18 protein-coding genes are annotated in these 16,292 nt (G+C 38.7%); 10 read left to right on the forward strand and 8 right to left on the reverse strand.

The window, feature by feature from the left end:
* Positions 1–120: 120 nt before the first annotated feature.
* The 7 genes from OSH00_RS16090 to pabC all read right to left on the reverse strand — a co-directional run bounded on the left by OSH00_RS16090 (position 121) and on the right by pabC (position 5,656).
* Positions 121–513, reverse strand: coding sequence for a hypothetical protein (locus tag OSH00_RS16090; protein WP_266131279.1), 393 nt, complete (start codon positions 511–513; stop codon positions 121–123).
* Positions 514–620: 107 nt separating this feature from the next.
* Complete coding sequence (locus OSH00_RS16095) at positions 621–1,502, reverse strand: arginase family protein (protein WP_266131280.1); 882 nt, start codon at positions 1,500–1,502, stop codon at positions 621–623.
* A 4-nt stretch (positions 1,503–1,506) separates the two neighbouring features.
* Positions 1,507–2,496, reverse strand: coding sequence for a hypothetical protein (locus OSH00_RS16100; RefSeq protein ID WP_266131281.1), 990 nt, complete (start codon positions 2,494–2,496; stop codon positions 1,507–1,509).
* 176 nt (positions 2,497–2,672) lie between these two features.
* Positions 2,673–3,089: a PaaI family thioesterase gene (locus OSH00_RS16105; protein WP_266131282.1), complete on the reverse strand. Its 417-nt coding sequence runs from the start codon at positions 3,087–3,089 to the stop codon at positions 2,673–2,675.
* Between the two features lie 77 nt (positions 3,090–3,166).
* On the reverse strand, positions 3,167–3,772 hold the full coding sequence (gene tmk / locus OSH00_RS16110; RefSeq protein ID WP_266131283.1) for a dTMP kinase: 606 nt from the start codon (positions 3,770–3,772) through the stop codon (positions 3,167–3,169).
* Between the two features lie 2 nt (positions 3,773–3,774).
* Positions 3,775–4,842, reverse strand: a complete 1,068-nt coding sequence (gene mltG, locus OSH00_RS16115; RefSeq protein WP_266131284.1) for an endolytic transglycosylase MltG — start codon at positions 4,840–4,842, stop codon at positions 3,775–3,777.
* Entirely contained in the window at positions 4,835–5,656 is an 822-nt protein-coding gene (gene pabC / locus OSH00_RS16120; protein ID WP_266131285.1) for an aminodeoxychorismate lyase, read from the reverse strand. The genes mltG and pabC overlap by 8 nt, the downstream gene beginning before the upstream one ends.
* 163 nt (positions 5,657–5,819) lie before the next feature.
* Here pabC and OSH00_RS16125 point away from each other — a divergent pair, with 163 nt between their 5' ends.
* The 7 genes from OSH00_RS16125 to OSH00_RS16155 all read left to right on the forward strand — a co-directional run bounded on the left by OSH00_RS16125 (position 5,820) and on the right by OSH00_RS16155 (position 12,754).
* Entirely contained in the window at positions 5,820–6,830 is a 1,011-nt protein-coding gene (locus OSH00_RS16125) for a sulfate ABC transporter substrate-binding protein (RefSeq protein ID WP_266131286.1), read from the forward strand.
* A gap of 39 nt (positions 6,831–6,869) precedes the next feature.
* Positions 6,870–7,475: an RBBP9/YdeN family alpha/beta hydrolase gene (locus OSH00_RS16130; protein ID WP_266131287.1), complete on the forward strand. Its 606-nt coding sequence runs from the start codon at positions 6,870–6,872 to the stop codon at positions 7,473–7,475.
* 80 nt (positions 7,476–7,555) lie between these two features.
* Entirely contained in the window at positions 7,556–8,389 is an 834-nt protein-coding gene (gene cysT, locus OSH00_RS16135; RefSeq protein ID WP_004829315.1) for a sulfate ABC transporter permease subunit CysT, read from the forward strand.
* Positions 8,386–9,282: a sulfate ABC transporter permease subunit CysW gene (gene cysW, locus OSH00_RS16140; protein WP_266131288.1), complete on the forward strand. Its 897-nt coding sequence runs from the start codon at positions 8,386–8,388 to the stop codon at positions 9,280–9,282. The genes cysT and cysW overlap by 4 nt, the downstream gene beginning before the upstream one ends.
* A gap of 10 nt (positions 9,283–9,292) precedes the next feature.
* Positions 9,293–10,354 carry a sulfate/molybdate ABC transporter ATP-binding protein gene (locus OSH00_RS16145; protein WP_196075890.1) on the forward strand — a complete coding sequence of 354 codons (1,062 nt, stop codon included), beginning with the start codon at positions 9,293–9,295 and terminating at the stop codon, positions 10,352–10,354.
* Positions 10,355–10,409: 55 nt separating this feature from the next.
* Complete coding sequence (locus OSH00_RS16150; protein ID WP_266131289.1) at positions 10,410–11,339, forward strand: CysB family HTH-type transcriptional regulator; 930 nt, start codon at positions 10,410–10,412, stop codon at positions 11,337–11,339.
* 197 nt (positions 11,340–11,536) lie between these two features.
* Positions 11,537–12,754: an outer membrane protein transport protein gene (locus OSH00_RS16155; RefSeq protein ID WP_266131290.1), complete on the forward strand. Its 1,218-nt coding sequence runs from the start codon at positions 11,537–11,539 to the stop codon at positions 12,752–12,754.
* 105 nt (positions 12,755–12,859) lie between these two features.
* Here OSH00_RS16155 and carO read toward each other — a convergent pair whose 3' ends face one another.
* Positions 12,860–13,603: an ornithine uptake porin CarO gene (carO, locus tag OSH00_RS16160; RefSeq protein WP_266131291.1), complete on the reverse strand. Its 744-nt coding sequence runs from the start codon at positions 13,601–13,603 to the stop codon at positions 12,860–12,862.
* A gap of 304 nt (positions 13,604–13,907) precedes the next feature.
* On the opposite strand from carO, the gene dapD reads away from it, so the two are divergent.
* The 3 genes from dapD (at position 13,908) to queC (ending at position 16,279) form a co-directional block, all read left to right on the forward strand.
* Positions 13,908–14,729: a 2,3,4,5-tetrahydropyridine-2,6-dicarboxylate N-succinyltransferase gene (gene dapD, locus OSH00_RS16165; protein WP_266131292.1), complete on the forward strand. Its 822-nt coding sequence runs from the start codon at positions 13,908–13,910 to the stop codon at positions 14,727–14,729.
* A 132-nt stretch (positions 14,730–14,861) separates the two neighbouring features.
* Positions 14,862–15,572 (forward strand): 7-carboxy-7-deazaguanine synthase QueE, encoded by a 711-nt coding sequence (gene queE / locus OSH00_RS16170; protein ID WP_266131293.1) that lies wholly within the window; start codon positions 14,862–14,864, stop codon positions 15,570–15,572.
* 35 nt (positions 15,573–15,607) lie between these two features.
* Positions 15,608–16,279, forward strand: a complete 672-nt coding sequence (queC, locus tag OSH00_RS16175; protein ID WP_266131294.1) for a 7-cyano-7-deazaguanine synthase QueC — start codon at positions 15,608–15,610, stop codon at positions 16,277–16,279.
* Positions 16,280–16,292 lie beyond the last annotated feature (13 nt).

Consider the following 16,292-nt stretch of genomic DNA (forward strand, 5'->3'; position numbering starts at 1 on the left):
GAACAATAAAATAGCCAGAGCATTCTGGCTATTATTCATTTTTTGCATCATAGCTGACTTAAGTTTTATTGATTTTTTCTCATGATTGCCGTAAATAACTTTTGGGTGACAGATGCATCATTAACCGATTTGTCTCCTTAGCAAAGCATCAATTATTTTATTTGCTTGCTGTTGGTTATCGACAACAAACATCGGATAACCGGAGAACTTAATAAAATTATTGGCAAACTTTTGTGTTTCTAAACGAATATTTGCATCCGGCTCAATATGAATAAAAGCTTTCACGTATTGTGCCAAAATCTCACGTTTTGACTTCACCCAAGCAGCAACCTGTTTACGTGCTTCATGATCTGCCTGTGGTTCAGAAAAGGCGCCCTCACTGAGAAACACGAATATTTCTTTACGGTTGAGTAATGATTCATATATGGCTATGGTTTCTGTGACTGAAACGGCATCAGCTGGTTGGAAACTGATCGGTATGATTGGAAAATTTTCTAAATTTTGGATAAACATGGGATGGCTCCACAAATAAGAATTATTATCATTTTATTGTGCGCGCTTTATTACGCATCACCCAATTAAGCCAAAAAACATGGAAATCCAGCCAAATTATGACAAATTCAGTCTTTAGGTTTTTTATAATAAATTTGATGGGCTGTATGAAAAGTCTGAGCATGCAAATTGACCAGATCCTCAAGATTCTGATAACCACCTGCAAGTACAAACATCAGTGGAATCCCCTCTCGCTTAGCAAGGTTAAATACCATTTCATCGCGCTTTTGAATTAATTCTGTACTCAACCATGCTGAACCGTAAGGATCTGCTTGATGACAATCCATGCCTGCCTGATAAATAATAATATCGGCTTTCCACTCATTGGCACGTTGAAAAGCCTCGTGTATCGCCATGGTATATTGTGCAAAACTGCCATGTTTCGTATGCACATGACGACTTTCGGCACGTTCATACGTGGGATAGCCAAATGCCAAACCATAAATACTAAAATTATATAAATTGTCTAATCTTCGGGTAAATTCGGCAGTTCCATCACCACCATGTTGATCACAATCCAGAATAAAAATCCGTTTATTGGAAAAATGCTGTGCAATCAGTGCCAAACCATTGAAGGTACAGTATGAACCTCCATAGTCATAATTGGCATGATGAAAACCTTGTGCAATGTTGGCTGCAATACCATGTTGAAAAGCCAGCTCTGTCGCCAGTATTTGTCCACCATTGATGGACAAAACTGCATCACGTAATTGTTCGTTCCAAGGTTTAAAACCAGCAAATGTTGCAAGTTTAGTAGGTTGTCCGGTTAAAAATGCCTCAACATATTTGGGAGAATGCAAGGCCTTTAGAATTTCTGGATCTATGGGTTGGGGTTCATGAAATTTAAAATGATTAAATTGTTGTAATTGCTCGGCAACTGCAACAAGTTTTTCCATGCTATTGGTATGTGTTTGAGCAAAATAGCGCGATGAAAAACAAACATTTAACATAAAGTTATCCGAGACTGGCGATTCTCAATTGTGACAGTGCAACGTCATTTAGTTGTTTAATTAAGGTTGTACCAGGACTAAACAATCCATTGTTCACTTGTTGTTCAAAATGGGTAGTAAAGGCTCTTTTGCGATTCTCAGGTGAGATGGCTAAAGTAGTCAATCGTAAAAACCAGAAACCCTGAATTTCTTTATATGGAATGATATAACCTTTGAATTCTTGATTAGGCACTTTATTGTCAATTTGTTCAATATCATATTCTACCGAAAATAAAGAACCAACGGGAATGCGAATACCATTCATGATCAAGGGTTGTAAGTTGATACAGGAATGATCATCTCCCATATTCATTTTTTCAATCAATAACGGGCGGTTTTGTTCATCGACAAAAATATTGATTGAACCTTGTCTCAGCATTGAACGGTGCGCAATTTTTAGGAAAAAATTTTCAGCCATTGGGCAAGAACCTACTTTAGGTTTCCCGGCTAATGTCTCGATTTCAACATAGCCTGTTTCATTTGCTGTTTTAGGTAAAATCACATCTTCCAACATACAGCAAATGACTCGACTTTCCTCAAGTTCAGCCTGCTGTGATAATTTTCTTAAACTTGCTTGGGTAGCGACCTCTTGCTCAACGAGGACTCTAAAATCATCATTTTTTTGTTGATGCGATTCGGCCAAAAAGTTTTCAATTGAGCGGTTTTGATCCAGATTATGCCAATCCTCAATCTCAAAACCATAGATTTTTTTCTGATCAATAATTTTCTTTAACTTTTTAAAATCATAGTCTTGAAATATTTTCAAATCTGTTGCTTCAACACTGTCACGAGGAAAGTTGATATACTCAGCCAATACTCGAGTCGCTTGTGTATATCCACAACCTCGGCGTTCAGTCTGATGTGAATAGTGTTCATTTAACATCTCTGTCAATTTATTTGATAAGGGAAAAACATTTTCCTTAAACAAACGAACGACTTCATGATCTGATGACATATTCTCTATTCCATTTTATAAAATGATTTAATTTTTAAAAATAATCTATTTATTATGAATAAATTAGCATTATCCCCTAGATAACTCAATATAGCATTCAACAGTAAAGTACAGCTAGGTTAAATGATATATTTCATCTAATTTAATGAAGTATTTGTGCTTTTTATACACGCTGCTTATTTTTGTGGAGGAATTGAATAGGTTCCTGTGACATGTGCAACAGGATCATCTGAACCCAACGAGTAAATCCATACTTCACCGACGACTAAAGCTTTACCCACCTTCATCAATTTACAGACCCCGCGAATATCTACACCACCAGTAGGCTTACGCAAAAAATTGATGTTCATGTTTGTGGTCACCGTCAAACCGACTAAACCGATTTCTCCCAAAATCGCAACATATAAGGCAAAATCTGCCAGTGCCATCATGGTCGGTCCAGACACAGTTCCACCTGGCCGAATATCCTGATCACTGACATGCCAAACCAGAGAAGCGCCTTTTTCAGTCACTTCTTCAATTTCACAACGTTCCAAGCTTGGTGAAAAAAATTGCTGTAAAAAATTAACGATTTCAGTTTTAGTGCTTTTCATCATTCACGTCTTTATATCCTTGACCTAAAACAATATAAAGGCTTTTAAGACTGAAAACATCAGAATAAATCAATCTATTACAGTTCTTTTAGATAGCGCAAGGCCTCTGCAAAGACTTGTTCTGCTGTTTGAGTAGCATCTAAACGTTTCATTCTTTGCGCATCACGCAAATGAATTTCAGAAAAACCACTACGTACAGACTCAAAAAATACCACTTTTTCTTGTTCAAAACGGTCTAAAGCACCACGTGCCCGTGCTCGATCCATCCCAAGTTCAATCGGTGCATCCAACCAAAAGGTAATATCCGGCATTCTGGAGACAAAGTTAGTATTTAATATTTGTAGTTTTTCACGGCTTAGACCACGACCGGCACACTGATAAGCAAAACTTGAATCCACAAAACGATCACAAAGCACAATCTTACCGGCATCTAAGGCAGGTAAAATCACACCTGCCAAATGTTGTGCGCGTGCTGCATACATCAGCAATAACTCGGTATCATGACTCATCTGCTCTTCATGATTCACAGACAACAGTAATGAACGTATTTGTTCAGCTAAAGGTGTACCACCAGGTTCACGCGTGAGAACAACTTGTTGATCCTGCTTTTGAAAATGTTCAAACATTTTTTGGATGAGTGTGGTTTTTCCGACCCCTTCAGTTCCTTCAAAACTTATAAACATACTCATTCCTTAACTTTAGAGCGCATAACTTCAATATATTGTTGTACCGCACGATTGTGATCATTTAAATTCGAGCTAAATTTATGCCCGCCATTTCCAGTTGCAACAAAATAGATATTTTCAGAATCGTCAGGATGCATCGTCGCTTCTATCGCTTTTTTACTTGGCAAAGCAATCGGTGTAGGCGGTAAACCATTTATCGTATAGGTATTATATGCGGTTGGTGTACGCAAATCTTGTTTTGAAATCTTACCCGTATATTTATCACCCATGCCGTAAATCACAGTTGGATCCGTTTGTAGACGCATGCCTAATTTTAAACGGCGACAAAATACTCCTGAAACCTGTCTTAACTCACTGTCGACACTGGTTTCTTTCTCTATGATCGACGCCATAATCAAGGCTTCATATTTTGTTTTATAAGGTAAATTAGGTGCGCGCTTTTCCCAGGCATCATCTAAAATTTTCATTTGACGTTGATACAAATCTGTCAAAATCTGTTTGTCTGTTGCCCCTTTATCAAAGAAATATGTATCTGGTGCAAACAATCCTTCAGGATGTGCATAAGGAATACCCAATACTTTTAGCATTTCAGCACGAGGAAGCTGAATGACTGATTTTTCAATCAGTGGATCTTTATTTAAAGATTGGATCAATTGCTTAGTCGTTGTACCTTCGATTACTAAAAGTCGGCTCATTTGAGCATTTTCAATATTGGACACCATTTCTAAAACTTGGCGTACACTCATGCCTTTACTGACTTCATAGACGCCAGCTTTCATAGTGTCGTGAATGAAAATCTTACGATACAACTTTAGAATAATTGGAAAACTGACTTTATCTTCTTTGGCCAAATCATCAATGAAACCCGTATAGGTTTCCCCATTGGTAATGGAAAGCTTCTGTTTCGCACCAGAAACTGGGTAGCTTTTAAAAAGACTCATTTTTAAAACAATCGCAATAATGATCAGGAAAACCATCACAAAAATAGCAATGCCTTTATAGATGTGAGTACTGGCTTTGGCTTGAGTCTTCTTTTTAGATTTGGGCTTGGATTTCGCTTTAGGCATGAGAATTAAACTGACTTAAATTTAAAGTGTTAAATAAATCAACACAAGGTTGAGTGTCCAAATTCAGATGATCCAATGTTGTCGCCGCTTTCATTGGACTTAATGCATTACAGAAAAATAAACTCTGAATATGCTTAATTTGATCCATATCAATAAAACGTTGTTCACAGGAAACACCATAATGTTGCATTCGTGACAATATTTCAGCACGCATCACCCCATGTACGCCATTATAGCGAAGTTCAGGAGTAATCCATGTATTGTTTATTTGAAAAAAGCAATTACTGCTGATCCCTTCGACAATAGAACCCTGTACATCTGTCACCAATGCTTCTATCCAGCCATGTTGTTGTGCTTCTTTTTTTAGCATCACCTGTTCTAAACGATTCAATGTTTTCAAACCCACTAAATTTGGCATTAATAAACCGATCGCCTGATTTAAAACACCACTTTGGATAAATTCAGGTTGAAATTGGCTGGTCTCTTTTGGATAAAACATCAGATAGAAATCTGCAGGATGATCAGGCATGGCATAACCACGGTCACCCTCACCACGACTCAAAACAAGCTTGAGCGTTCCATTTAACCGACTGAATTGTTGTTTTAATAATGCCAAACTTTGATCTAACAGCTCAAAATCAAAATTTAGATAAAGCCGTTCTGTCGCCAATTTTAATCGTGCACGATGTAAAGACTCTAGTTCAAAATTCCCTTGATGAAATCTGGCTGTGGTAAAGCAACCATCACCATAATGAAATGCTCGATCCAAAAGTGGAATAGAATCAATTTTTTGAGCATTTTTAAAACAGATCATTACGCATTTTTCCCGTGGCTTTACTCAATTACATTTTGAAACATGCATAACTTCTATTTCTCTTTTATTCATATAAAATTCGTTTTTTATTATTTTTTATGAATAAAGACTCGCATTATGCTTACTCCATCTTACCGAACTTCAGAAATAAATGGGGCAAAAAATGCAGTTCTCTAAACTTAAATTTGCTGTAGCAGCAGCACTGATTTCAACCACTTCTTTGAGCGTAGCAGCAAAAGACTTTTTAAACGTATCTTATGATCCGACCCGAGAATTGTACGATAACTTCAACAAACAATTTTCAGCATTTTGGAAGTCTAAAACAGGTCAAGACATTCAGTTCAAGCAATCTCATGGCGGTTCAGGTAAACAAGCTCGTGCAGTCATTGACGGTTTACAGGCTGATGTTGTCACACTTGCACTGGCAGCAGATATCGATGCAATTGCACAAAGTACTAATTTATTGCCTAAAGACTGGCAAAAGAAGTTTCCGCAGAACTCAACACCTTACACGTCTACCATCGTATTCCTTGTCCGCAAAGGCAATCCAAAAGGTATTAAAGATTGGGGCGATTTGGTAAAACCGGGTGTGGAAATTGTTACACCAAATCCAAAAACCTCGGGTGGTGCACGTTGGAACTATTTGGCAGCTTGGGCTTGGGCAAAGCATAAATATGGTTCAGATGCTAAAGCGCAAGATTTTGTCCGTCAAATCTATAAACAAACGAAAGTCCTCGACTCTGGTGCACGTGGTGCAACTACGACATTTGCTGAACGTGGCATTGGTGATGTGTTACTGGCTTGGGAAAATGAAGCTTATCTGTCTACCCGTGAGCAACCAGGCAAGTTTGAGATCATTACCCCGTCATTGTCAATTTTGGCAGAGCCACCAGTGGCAATTGTAGAAAAGAATGCTGAAAAAGACGGTAATTTAAATTTAGCAAAAGCCTATTTGAATTATTTGTATTCACCTGCCGGTCAGGAAATTGCGGCTAAAAACTTCTATCGCCCACGTAATGCGGCAACATTACAAAAATATGCCAGCACATTCAAACCACTGAAATTGGTAACCATTGATAAAGAGTTTGGTGGTTGGACTAAAGTTCAAAAACAACACTTTGACAACAATGGTGTCTTTGATCAAATTGTCAAAGCCAATGCGAGCAGTAAATAACTGTTCTCAATCAACTTAAGCTAAAACAGGAGCACCGACATGATTCACACCATTATTGTTCCCGGCGTTGGTGGAAGCGATTACGATCACTGGCAGTCCAAATTACAACGTGAACTCATGTCATGCTCTCGTGTGCAGCAACAGGATTGGAATTTGCCCATATTGAAAGACTGGGTAAATGAATTTGTCAGAACTGTATTGAATACGCCTCAGCCTGTTCAAATTGTCGCACATAGCTTCGGATGCTTGACGAGTGTTGCGGCTTTGGCACAACATCCCGAAATTACTGCTAAAGTAAGAAAAATGATTTTAGTTGCTCCAGCAAATCCTGCACGTTTTGGTGAAGCTGGTTTTGCTCGAAACAGTATGGGTGATTATGAAAATTACTTTCAAACATTAAATATTGCTGTTCCGACTGAAATGATTATTTCTGAAAATGATCCTTGGTTAGACTTTGAAGATGCACAAAAATTGGCACGCGCTTGGAAAATCAAACCCAGAAATTTAGGTCAAGTGGGTCATATCAATGTTGCTTCAGGTTTTGGACATTTTCCAGAAATTTATGACCACTTAATCATAGAGCAACAAAAAATCTTTATGAGTAATACTGATGATACCAAGTTGTTTTTTAAATTTGCAATTTAACCATTGCCTTTTAAGCTTGCAAAAATCATTTAAATTTGCTTATTGATTTCAATAAGCTTTCTCTCTTTTGAGGAGTCATCATGTCGCAGCGATCCCGAGTGCTGCCAGGTTTTGGTCTTTCACTAGGCTTCACCCTAGCGTATCTATCTTTAATCGTACTGATACCACTTTCTGCCGTATTCATAAAATCATTAGGCGTAGGTTGGGATGGTTTATGGGAAATCTTGAGCTCTGAACGTATTTTAAAATCATTACAGCTCAGTTTTACCACCGCCCTCATTGCAGCCTTGATCAATGTGATTTTTGGTTTTTTATTGGCTTGGTGCTTAGTCCGTTATTCGTTTCCTGGCAAACGTATAGTCGATGCGCTTGTCGACTTACCTTTTGCTTTACCTACAGCCGTTGCAGGTATTGCCCTGACCTCTTTATATGCTTCGACAGGTTGGATTGGGCAATTGCTTGAACCATTAGGGATTAAAATCGCCTATACATCTTTGGGTATTACTTTAGCCCTGATTTTTATCGGTATTCCTTTCGTTGTGCGTACAGTACAACCTGTGTTGAGTGATCTTGAAACAGAACTGGAAGAAGCCGCTTCAGCACTTGGGGCAAATCGTTTTCAGATCGTGACTAAAATCATTTTACCGATTCTGTTCCCCGCATTGTTAACTGGTTTTGCCTTAGCATTTGCACGTGGTGTGGGTGAATATGGTTCCGTTATTTTTATCGCAGGGAACATACCTTACGAAACTGAAATCGCACCTTTAATGATCATTACCCGCTTAGAAGAATATGACTATGCAGGGGCAACGACCATTGCAGTTGTAATGCTCATTATTTCATTCTTTATTTTGTTCCTGATTAATTTGGTTCAGGCATGGGCAAGTCGCCGTACAGGGAGAACTGCACGATGAGCTTAAACACCAACAGCAATGCTTTGGCTGAAAAGCTGCAATCTCGTGATGCAACCCGTGAACCTACATGGGTACGTTATACTTTACTCATCATTGGATTGATTTTCTTTCTGGGCTGTTTAGTTCTTCCATTAGTGCTGATTTTTGTTGAGGCGTTTAAACAAGGCGTTCAGGTTTATTTCGCCTCATTGATCGATCCCTATACATTGTCTGCCGTGAAACTCACTTTGCTGACAGCGGCAATTGCCGTTCCACTGAATGTTATTTTTGGTGTCACGGCAGCATGGTGTGTAGCAAAGTTTAATTTCCGTGGAAAGTCTATACTCACCACGATTATCGATACGCCATTTTCTGTATCACCTGTCATTGCAGGTTTGATGCTGGTTCTGATCTTTGGTTCGCAAGGCTGGATGGGGGCATGGCTAATTGAACATGATATTAAAATCCTGTACGCCACACCTGCAATCATCATTGCCACCGTATTTATTACAGTTCCTTTTGTTGCACGTGAGTTGATTCCGTTAATGGAAGCACAAGGGACAGAGGAAGAAGAGGCGGCAATTGTATTGGGCGCTTCTGGTTGGCAGACTTTTTGGAAAATTACCATTCCCAATATTAAATGGGGTCTGATCTACGGTGTGATTTTGTGTAATGCCCGTGCCATGGGCGAGTTCGGTGCAGTTTCGGTTGTGTCAGGTCATATTCGTGGCGAAACCAATACATTGCCTCTACATATTGAAATTTTATATAACGAACCAAATTCGATTAGTGCTGCTTTTGCGGTTTCGACCTTGTTGGCATTTTTGGCAATTATTACCTTAATTTTAAAAACATGGGTTGAATATCGCCAAGAAAAACAAGATCGTGAAAGTAAAGAATCTACTGTTTCTTAAGGAATTGCACATGAGTATTCAAGTTAAAAATATTGAAAAAAACTTTGGTGCATTCCATGCACTTAAAAACATCTCACTGGATTTTCCAGAAGGTCAACTGGTGGCCTTACTTGGACCTTCAGGCTGCGGTAAAACCACACTGCTTCGTATTATCGCCGGTCTAGAATCAGCAGATCGCGGTCAAGTGATTCTTGAAGGTACGGACGCAACCAATATTCATGTACGTGAACGTCAAGTGGGCTTTGTATTTCAGCACTACGCTTTATTTCGCCATATGACGGTATATGACAATATCGCCTTTGGTTTACGCGTTCGCCCTAAATCTACGCGTCCAAATGAAAACGAAATTAAAAAACGTGTCACACGTTTGCTGGATTTGGTTCAGTTAGGTTTCTTGGCAGACCGCTATCCTGCGCAACTGTCTGGGGGGCAACGCCAACGTATTGCTTTGGCACGTGCTTTAGCCGTTGAACCTCGCGTATTATTACTCGATGAACCCTTCGGTGCACTCGATGCCAAGGTTCGTAAAGAATTGCGTCGTTGGCTCAGAACCTTGCATGATGAATTGCATATCACCTCAATTTTTGTTACCCATGACCAAGAAGAAGCATTGGAAGTGGCGGATCAAATCGTGGTGATGAATAAAGGTGATATCGAACAGATTGGCTCACCGCGTGAGGTCTATGAAAAGCCTGCAACCCCATTTGTGTTTGACTTTTTAGGTCAGGCAAATCGTTTTGAAGGTGAAAATCATCAAGGTATCATTCAAATCGGTGATGATCGAATCCAACTGCCTTCAGCACAGAAGACTGCTGATGGTAAAGTGATTGCTTTTGCTCGACCAAACGAATTGAGAATTCACGCACAGCCAACTGAAAATGCAATTCAAGCAACCTTCTTACGTGAATTATGGATTGCAGGTAAAGTCATGGCGGAATTACAGGATCGTCAGGGACAACTGATTGAAATTGCTTTAAATCCAGAAGAAGCAAAATTACATCAATACAGACCAAATCAAACAGTTTGGGTAAGTGCTTCTACACTTCACCTATTTGAAAATCAAGTCGCGTAATCGTCGACAGGATGAGTATTCACCCTACTCATCCACATCTGAGGTATAGAACATCATGAACTTTCAACAATTACGAATTATCCGAGAAACGGTTCGTCAAAACTACAATTTAACTGAAGCTTCAGCAGCACTTTACACATCTCAATCAGGTGTCAGTAAACACATCAAAGATTTAGAAGATGAATTGGGTGTACAATTGTTTGTTCGTAAAGGCAAACGTTTATTGGGCTTAACCGAACCCGGGCAAGCCTTGCTCAGTATTGTTGAACGTATGTTGATTGATGCTGACAACATTAAACGTCTTGCTGATGACTTCAATAAAGTCGATGAGGGCACATTAACCATTGCAACAACACACACCCAAGCTCGTTATGTGTTGCCTCCAATCGTGAATTTGTTTAAAAAAGCTTTTCCTAAAGTACATTTGATTTTGCAACAAGCCAGCCCTGTTGAAATTTCTGAAATGCTACTTCTGGGTCTTGCAGATATTGGTATTGCAACTGAATCACTCACAACAGAAGATAATTTGGGAAGCGTATCATTCTATAATTGGAAACACAGCATTATTACTCCACAAGACCACCCTCTAACCAAACTCAATCCCAAAGACATCACTTTAGAAAAATTGGCTGAATACCCTATTATCACCTATCACGGTGGTTTCACGGGTCGTTCTAAAATCGATAAAGCCTTTGAAGATGCCAATATTGATGTCGATATCGTCATGTCAGCACTCGATGCCGATGTAATCAAAACCTATGTTGAGCTTGGAATGGGGGTCGGTATTGTCAATGATGTGGCATACGATACAGAACGCGATCATCGGTTAAAACAGATTGATACGGACATTTTTGGCTTAAACACCACTTGGATTGCGGTACGTAAAGGCCATTTACTGCGGGGTTATGGTTATGAGTTTATTTCACTCTGTTCGCCAGAAGCTGATATTAAAGCATTAAAGAAAATTGCCTATCCTGAAGATTAAGTTTGCATCAATCAAAAGATAAGACAGGGTACAAAAGTGTTCTCTGTCATTATTTTAATTCAACCATTCAAATACACAGTAAAAACTTTTAAGAAAAACTAAAATTATTGATTTATTTAATATTTTTCAAAAGCACAGTTTTTTAGTATAAAATTTAACCTAAATCATACTTTAATATTGTCATTTTGGGGACAAGGATGAATCATCGGATCTGGAGTTTAGCTATTGGAGGCGTGCTTCCTCTATTTAGTCATGCCGCAGCTATGGAGAAATCTGATCAATCCATCCGTACTTTTCTTGAGCCTAAACATTATCTAGAACTGTCTTATGCTGAACTTTATGCCAATGTATCTGGACAATTACCTCAACGAGAGGAATTGAAACAACAAGGCATTCATGATTTTTCTACAGGCAATTTGATTAATACTTATCATTTTGTCAATGCAGCAGCAAAGTTACAAATCGCAGCACAGTGGTCATTGGGTTTTATCTACGACCAACCTTATGGCGTTGACATTGCCTATCAATACCGTCCGCAGAGTAATCATGGGAAAGCAGTTCTAGAGTCCGGACAGTTTAATTTTGACAGTCAAAATCTGACCATGCTCTTGGGTTATCAACCTACTTCACACTGGAACATCTACACTGGAGCGGTTTACCAACAATTTGAAGGTGAATTAAATATTTTTGGTGCAAACTATTCAGCAATGAGTGGTTATCAGGCAAAATTTAAGCAAAGTGCAAATCATGGATGGTTAGCAGGTTTAAGCTATCAAATTCCAGAATATGCCTTAAAAAGCTCATTGACTTATCGATCTAAAATCAATCATCAAGCAACAGTTGCAGAATACATCTCAGGTCAAAGTTTAGCTGTAGTGCCTTTTGAAAAAACTCAAATTTCCACACCACAATCCGTAAATCTAGAAATTCAGTCTGGATTAACAGCAAACAATATTCTTTATAGTCAGCTTCGTTGGGTCAATTGGAAAGACTTTGAAATTCAACCCAGACAATTTTCTGCTGTGGTTGATTATGCAGTACAACAATATCCTGAATTCATCAAACCGTTCAATTTGATTGATTATAAAAAAAATCAATGGTCTGCAAAACTCGGTATTGCCCATATGTTTTCAGATCAATGGTTGACCACAGCTGATTTGTCTTGGGATTCGGGCAATGATAATCCCGCCGGAACGCTCAATCCCTCCGATGGCTTTTATGCATTAGGCTTAGGCGGTATGTACAACTTTAATAAAAACAGTTTTATTTCCTATGGCATAAAGTATTTTCGATTTGAGAAAGCAAAAGTTGCAGATCTGGATGCAAACAATCCAATTACTCAAAATTCAACTTTAGCCGAAGTCGGTCGAAACGTTGCATTTGCACACGGAATTCGAATGGGGTACCGCTTTTAGATCATTTTGATATTTAAATTACTTCGACTGTTTAAATTATTTTGATCGCCTCAATCAATAAAAAACGAGCCGAAGCTCGTTTTTTATATACAAATTCGCAATGGATTACCAGTGATAGCTCACACCGACTTTACCTACTGGAAGCCATTTGTATTTGTCATCATTTGAAATTTTATATGCTTCCCCACGGATAGCATCACTTAAACGATCGCCACTACCATTTACTTGATCATTACCAGCTATTTGCTGAAGTGAAACGTTAGGGTTACCAGTGTAGTATGCACCTACTTCACCAAACACACCAAAGTTTTTGTTGATTTTAGGAGCAAAACCAAAACCTACATACGGTGCAAATTGGTTATCGTATTTTTGCTTACCTTTAATCTGAACATCTGATTCTGCATTAAAATCAGTATTATTCACAGTAAAGTTACGCCCTTGAGAAATACGGCGTTCCAATCCATATTCATTATCTACATAGCCAACACCAGCAGCTACATAAAGACCTTGTGCCCAAACATTCTGGCTTGCACCCCAAGGACGAATTTCAGCATTTAAATATGCTAATTTGTTGTCCATATCTAAGTCATACTTAGAGCCATTGATTTTCAAGTCATCAGACCAGGAAATATCACCACCATTATAACCCAATGCTAAACCAACATATGGGTTAGCAGTCCAAAGTAAAGCACCGCCGTAACCAGTTGTACCTACTTCAAGACGAGCACCTGTCGGGATTAATTGATTAGCTTCAAAAGCATAACCTTGATCAACAACTGACCCATCAGCCATTGCTAGACCAGAAGCAGATAATGCAGCTGTTACCGCTAATAGTTTTAACACTTTCATTTATGTCTCCTCAAAAAAATAGAGTTTGTTCTTTAATCATTAATGTGTTTGGTTCGAAATGATAATATGTGATTCGATCTACACAATTAATAGAGAAATTGATTGCTTTTTGTTATTTTTTGATACAAATGAATATTAATTGTTGTTTTAAAAAGATAAAAAATTAATGAAATCTTAATAATCACCGATTCCAGTTATATTATTTTAAATTATGGGATGAGTTTTTTCGATTAGAGCCGATTTTATCTCTAATCCCAGGCTAATTTGGTGTAGAATCTTTAAAATTTTTTTGGGAAGGATGATTATGTCTCAGCTTTCAACGATCATTGAACAAGCGTTTGAAAACCGTGCCAACTTTACAGCAGTCGATTGCCCTGCTGAAGTACGTCAAGCTGTTGAAGAAGCTATTGCTGGTTTGGATAACGGCACACTTCGCGTAGCTGAAAAAATTGACGGTGAATGGGTGGTTCACCAATGGTTGAAAAAAGCTGTTTTATTATCTTTTAAATTAAATGATAACAAGCCGATTGAGTCTTGTGACCTTCGTTTCTATGACAAAGTAGAGACTAAGTTTAAAGGTTGGACAGAAGAGCAATTTAAAGCTTCTGGTGTGCGTGTTGTACCTCCTGCTGTAGCACGTAAAGGTTCATTCCAAGCTAAAAATGTTGTATTGATGCCATCATATGTCAACATTGGTGCTTATGTAGATGAAGGTACGATGGTTGACACTTGGGCGACTGTAGGTTCATGTGCTCAAATTGGTAAAAATGTTCATCTTTCAGGCGGTGTAGGTATTGGTGGTGTACTTGAGCCACTTCAAGCGAACCCAACAATCATTGAAGACAATTGCTTTATCGGTGCACGTTCTGAAATTGTTGAAGGTGTGATTGTTGAAGAAGGTTCTGTGATTTCAATGGGCGTTTTCATCGGTCAATCAACCAAGATTTATGATCGTGAAACTGGTGAAATCCATTATGGACGTGTACCAGCAGGTTCTGTTGTTGTTTCAGGCAGCCTACCATCTAAATGTGGTACATATAGCTTATATGCAGCAATTATTGTCAAGAAAGTAGATGCGAAAACTCGTGCAAAAACTAGCTTGAACGAATTACTTCGCGAAGACTAAGCTTTATTCATTCTTGGTTGACTTTAAATTTACTATAGATTTGAAGTTATCAAGCGGAGTCATTAATACTCCCATCTCTACGGTCAACAATGATCGTAGAGATTTTTCATTTTGTAATCTGTGGTAAATCTCATGAGTTCTCTTCGTTCTTCAACTATTCCTGTTTCTGATCCATCTGCGGGGTTGCGTATCACGGAGATTTTCTATTCATTACAAGGTGAAGCTAATACTTTAGGTTTACCTACTGTTTTTATTCGATTAACAGGTTGCCCACTACGTTGCACCTATTGTGATACCACTTATTCTTTTGAAGGTGGCGAACGTCAATCACTTGATCAAATTATTCAAACTGCTTTAGATTATAAAACTCCCTATATTTGTGTTACGGGTGGAGAGCCACTTGCTCAACCCAATGCACTGCCATTAATGCAACGTCTTGCTGATTTGGGCTGTGAAGTTTCTTTAGAAACCAGTGGTGCACTGGATGTTTCCAAAGTTGACCCTCGTGTTTCAAAAGTTTTAGATTTAAAAACACCAACTTCAGGTGAAGTAACTCGAAATTTAATCAGTAACTTTGAGCATTTAACCCCACACGACCAAATCAAATTTGTGATTTGTAATCGTGAAGACTATGAATGGTCAAAACAGCAAGTAGAACTGTATGCTTTAAACAAGAAAGTCAGTACTGTTTGGTTTTCACCTGCTTTCGCAGTCGAAAAAGGTGCTACACGTTTACCACAACTGGCTCGTGATTTAGCCCAATGGATTTTAGAAGACCATCTCCCTGTTCGTTTCCAATTGCAGTTACATAAATTGCTTTGGAATGATGAAACTGGTCGTTAATCTACCGTTATTTATTAATATTTGGAGAATTGGATATGCGCCCTCGTGCCATAGTTTTGCTATCTGGCGGCTTAGACTCAACAACTTGCTTAGCTTGGGCTCAAGCCAATTATGACTGTATTGCATTAAGTTTTATGTATGGTCAACGCTCAACTACCGAACTTGATGCTGCACGTGCTTTAGCGCAACGTGCAGGTGTCGAACATCGTGTGATCAATATTGATTTGGGCAACTTAGGTGGTTCTGCACTTACAGACCATAACATTGATGTGCCTGATCATGAAACTGATGGTATTCCTGTAACTTATGTTCCAGCACGTAACACTATTTTCTTGTCTTATGCACTCGCAGCAGCGGAAGTTTTTGATGCCCAAGCCATTGTGATCGGTATCAATGCTGTTGATTATTCAGGATATCCTGACTGTCGCCCTGAATTTATTGAAGCATTTGCGAATATGGCACGTTTGGCAACTAAAGTAGGTGTTGAAGGAAAACCTCTTAAATTTGAAACACCTCTGTTACATTTATCCAAAGCGAATATAATACGCTTAGGGATCGAACATGGCGTAGACTATAGTCAAACGGTTTCATGCTACCAAGCAGATGACCAAGGACGTGCTTGTGGCAAATGTGATAGCTGCCGACTTCGTAAAGAAGGCTTCAAAGATGCAGGTGTTGCAGACCCAACACGTTATATACCGCAATAACAAGGTACTGTTT

The organism is Acinetobacter nematophilus, from assembly GCF_026344175.1.
GTDB classification, from domain to species: domain Bacteria; phylum Pseudomonadota; class Gammaproteobacteria; order Pseudomonadales; family Moraxellaceae; genus Acinetobacter; species Acinetobacter nematophilus.

Bases quoted from the DNA above. Each gene is read 5' to 3' on its own strand.
- mltG (WP_266131284.1), bottom strand. From the start codon at position 4,842: ATGCCTAAAGCGAAATCCAAGCCCAAATCTAAAAAGAAGACTCAAGCC.
- OSH00_RS16155 (WP_266131290.1), top strand. From the start codon at position 11,537: ATGAATCATCGGATCTGGAGTTTAGCTATTGGAGGCGTGCTTCCTCTA.
- OSH00_RS16130 (WP_266131287.1), top strand. From the start codon at position 6,870: ATGATTCACACCATTATTGTTCCCGGCGTTGGTGGAAGCGATTACGAT.
- cysW (WP_266131288.1), top strand. From the start codon at position 8,386: ATGAGCTTAAACACCAACAGCAATGCTTTGGCTGAAAAGCTGCAATCT.
- pabC (WP_266131285.1), bottom strand. From the start codon at position 5,656: ATGATCTGTTTTAAAAATGCTCAAAAAATTGATTCTATTCCACTTTTG.
- dapD (WP_266131292.1), top strand. From the start codon at position 13,908: ATGTCTCAGCTTTCAACGATCATTGAACAAGCGTTTGAAAACCGTGCC.
- OSH00_RS16125 (WP_266131286.1), top strand. From the start codon at position 5,820: ATGCAGTTCTCTAAACTTAAATTTGCTGTAGCAGCAGCACTGATTTCA.
- queC (WP_266131294.1), top strand. From the start codon at position 15,608: ATGCGCCCTCGTGCCATAGTTTTGCTATCTGGCGGCTTAGACTCAACA.
- queE (WP_266131293.1), top strand. From the start codon at position 14,862: ATGAGTTCTCTTCGTTCTTCAACTATTCCTGTTTCTGATCCATCTGCG.
- carO (WP_266131291.1), bottom strand. From the start codon at position 13,603: ATGAAAGTGTTAAAACTATTAGCGGTAACAGCTGCATTATCTGCTTCT.
- OSH00_RS16090 (WP_266131279.1), bottom strand. From the start codon at position 513: ATGTTTATCCAAAATTTAGAAAATTTTCCAATCATACCGATCAGTTTC.
- OSH00_RS16095 (WP_266131280.1), bottom strand. From the start codon at position 1,502: ATGTTAAATGTTTGTTTTTCATCGCGCTATTTTGCTCAAACACATACC.
- OSH00_RS16105 (WP_266131282.1), bottom strand. From the start codon at position 3,089: ATGAAAAGCACTAAAACTGAAATCGTTAATTTTTTACAGCAATTTTTT.
- cysT (WP_004829315.1), top strand. From the start codon at position 7,556: ATGTCGCAGCGATCCCGAGTGCTGCCAGGTTTTGGTCTTTCACTAGGC.
- OSH00_RS16145 (WP_196075890.1), top strand. From the start codon at position 9,293: ATGAGTATTCAAGTTAAAAATATTGAAAAAAACTTTGGTGCATTCCAT.
- OSH00_RS16100 (WP_266131281.1), bottom strand. From the start codon at position 2,496: ATGTCATCAGATCATGAAGTCGTTCGTTTGTTTAAGGAAAATGTTTTT.
- OSH00_RS16150 (WP_266131289.1), top strand. From the start codon at position 10,410: ATGAACTTTCAACAATTACGAATTATCCGAGAAACGGTTCGTCAAAAC.
- tmk (WP_266131283.1), bottom strand. From the start codon at position 3,772: ATGTTTATAAGTTTTGAAGGAACTGAAGGGGTCGGAAAAACCACACTC.